Source organism: Sphaerobacter sp. (assembly GCF_019683595.1).
GTDB lineage: Bacteria > Chloroflexota > Chloroflexia > Thermomicrobiales > Thermomicrobiaceae > Sphaerobacter.
The window spans coordinates 1-2905 of sequence record NZ_JADGHZ010000297.1 but is presented as its reverse complement, the minus strand read 5'-3'; the positions used below and the strand labels follow the sequence as shown (position 1 = coordinate 2905).

The 2905-nt window shown below is 64.5% G+C and carries 2 protein-coding genes; both read left to right on the top strand.

The features are described from left to right. Window positions 1-205 precede the first annotated feature (205 nt). Complete coding sequence (locus IRZ30_RS16825; protein WP_294086842.1) at window positions 206-1051, top strand: IclR family transcriptional regulator; 846 nt, start codon at window positions 206-208, stop codon at window positions 1049-1051. A 38-nt stretch (window positions 1052-1089) separates the two neighbouring features. Continuing rightward, complete coding sequence (locus tag IRZ30_RS16820) at window positions 1090-2358, top strand: ArgE/DapE family deacylase (protein WP_294086841.1); 1269 nt, start codon at window positions 1090-1092, stop codon at window positions 2356-2358. Window positions 2359-2905 lie beyond the last annotated feature (547 nt).

The following is a 2905-nucleotide window of genomic DNA, read 5'->3' as shown; positions in this document are numbered from 1 at the left end:
GCGGGTTGGCTAATAGTTGCGTCTACCAGACACAAACGCGCGACCCCCGCCCACCTCCTGCTCGGCGATCGAGGGTCCGACCTGGCCCCGTCGCGCTTGTCGGCTCCGCCAGTGTGGTTTACCCGGGTTAGGTCGCAGCGGGGCCTGATGTCCGGTTCGGTGGGCCCGTGCCAGGTTCCTCGATTCGCACAGAGAGGGTGTCTTAATGGCCAATCTGGAGGCGGCTACAGACAACGGGCGCAGGTCGGTCACCATACGGTCGGTGGAGAACGCGCTGTCGCTCCTGTCGCTGTTCTCCGTTGCCCGCCCGACGTGGAGCTTGACCGAGATCAGCCGAGAGCTGGGGCTCGGCAAGAGTACCGTGTTTCGCCTGCTTGCCACGCTGGAAGCCTGCGACTTTGTCCGCCGAGATCCGGATACGGGTCGGTATTCCGCTGCACCCCGCTTGTGGGAAATCGCGTGCAGTGCCTTCACGGACACCGGGCTCCGGGAAGTGGCTCCGCGCTTCCTCGCGGAGCTGGTCGACCTCACGGGAGAGACAGCCTACTGCAGCATCCTCACTGGACGCCGCGTGGTTCACGTCGAAGTCCGGGTTCCCGGGCAGGCGCTCAGGCTGCACGCCAACGTGGGCGACAGCTTTGACGCACACGCCGTGGCCAGTGGCAAAGCGATCCTGGCGTTCAGTCCTCGCGAAGTGGTCGAGGAGTACATCGCCGGCGGGTTGCCGCGCCGTACGTCTCAGACCATCACAGACCCCGATCGGTTCCGAGCTGAGCTCGCTGTGATTCGGCAGCGGGGCTACGCCGAGAACCTCGCCGAGTGGGAAGAGGATGTGCGTGGCGCGGCAGCGCCCGTGTGGGACCGGGATGGTCAGGTCATCGCCGCGATCTCGGTGGCGGGCCCGATGTTTCGCCTGACCGCTGATCTGTCCGATCTCGGCAGGACCGTGAGAACCGTTGCGAATGAGATGTCACGGGCACTAGGTGCGCCGGAGCACGTCTTGAGGGATGAGACAACGAACTCCTCGACGAGAGACCCTTCAGCGAGATGAGATCCCCTGGCCATATCAGGATCGATAAGGAAGGAACGATGGCCGAGGCTGCAATGAACAGCACCCTAGAGCGAGTCTGGGACGAGTTGGAGCGGCGAAGGGACGAACTCAGCGGCCTGGTCGCGGACCTGGTGCGACGCCCGAGCTTGCTGGGCCAAGAGGCAGAGGCCCAAGCCTACGTCGCTGACTACCTCCGCGGGGTCGGTCTCGAGCCCGATGTCTGGGACTTGTCGCCGTCGGTCCTGGATCTTCCGAACGCGGGGAACAGCGGGGTGCCGTTCGACGGCAGGCCCAACGTCGCCGCAGTATTGCGCGGAACCGGGGGCGGTCGCTCGCTGGTGCTCAACGGGCATATCGACGTGGTGAGCCCGGAGCCGGTCGAGGCGTGGACGCATGATCCCTGGGGAGCCGGGATCGTCGGCAACCGAATGTACGGTCGCGGCGCCTGCGACATGAAGAGCGGACTCGCAATCAATCTGTTCCTCGCCAAGGTCTTCCGCGATCTCGGCATCGATCTGAAGGGCGACCTGATTCTGCAGAGCGTGATCGAGGAAGAGTGCACCGGCAACGGCGCGCTCGATGCGAGCCGCCGCTACCCTGCCGACGCTGCCATCGTCACTGAGCCAACCGACGGCGACATCACGCAGGCCCACGTGGGTGTGATCTGGTTCCGCGTTCATATCACCGGACGAGCGGCCCACGCCGCCGTGGCGCCGACCGGCGTCAATGCGATCGTGAAGGCGGTCCCGATCATCCAGGCCCTCCAGGACCTCGATCGACGCATGAACGAGGACCGGCATCCCGCGTTCGCAGACCTGGACCACCCCATCAACCTGAACATCGGCGTCATCCGGGGCGGCGACTGGCCAAGCAGTGTCCCCGGTGCCTGCGAGCTTCATTGCCGCCTGAGCTTCTATCCCGGCCAGACCGTGGAGGAGATCCGGCGCGAGGTCGAAGAGGCGATTCAGCAGGCGGCTGCTGGTGACGAATGGCTCTCGGAGCATCCGCCCACGGTCTCCTATGACGGGTTCCAGAGCGCCGGTTCCGTCGTCCCGAAGGACGCGCCGCCAGTCCAGATGCTCGTCTCGTGGCACAAGAAGCTGCGCGGCAACGAGCCGCGATTCCTCGCGCGTACCGGGACGAACGACATGCGATACTACAATTTCCTTGGTATCCCGGCGTGCTGCTATGGCCCGTCGGGTGGAAACCTTCACGCTGCTGATGAGTGGCTCGATCTGGACTCGCTCGTTCCGACTGCGAAAGTGCTCGCCGCTTTCATCTGCGACTGGTGTGGCTTGGCCGATTAGGCGCACGGCAGGCGCGTGTCTCCAAGGCTACGTTTATGGCGGGTGGTGCTGTCCGCGGTGTGTAGGTCACGGGCAGCATCACCACAATCAACCCGATAGCTCAACACGCAGTGGTCTCCCCGGACGGCCCGTCTTCAACCGCTGATGGCACCTCCACCGGGGCGTGATCCCGCGAGCGCGCCTCCATCGGATTGGGCGGTACGTCACGAGGGAGGCGCGGATCAGCGCCGATGTCGCCACGGAGGTCGATCGGTGGGACATCAATGCGTCGATCGGGTAGCCCGTAGAGCTCTCGTGATGCCGGGTAGGATGAACGGTTCCCTACCCCGTGTGTCAGCCAGCGGCGGCTTGGTAAGGATGGGCTCCGTCCAATCGCCCATGGCGACGCGTCGATACGTAGAGGAGGCTGGCCGTATTCTCCCAGCCTTCTCCGTGTGCAGGGGTCGTGTCTGATTCTACACTCTATTAATCCGTCATAATCCGTGGGTCCTGGGTTCGAATCCCAGCGGGCTCACCTCCCACGATTCTCATCCAGACGTGGATAACG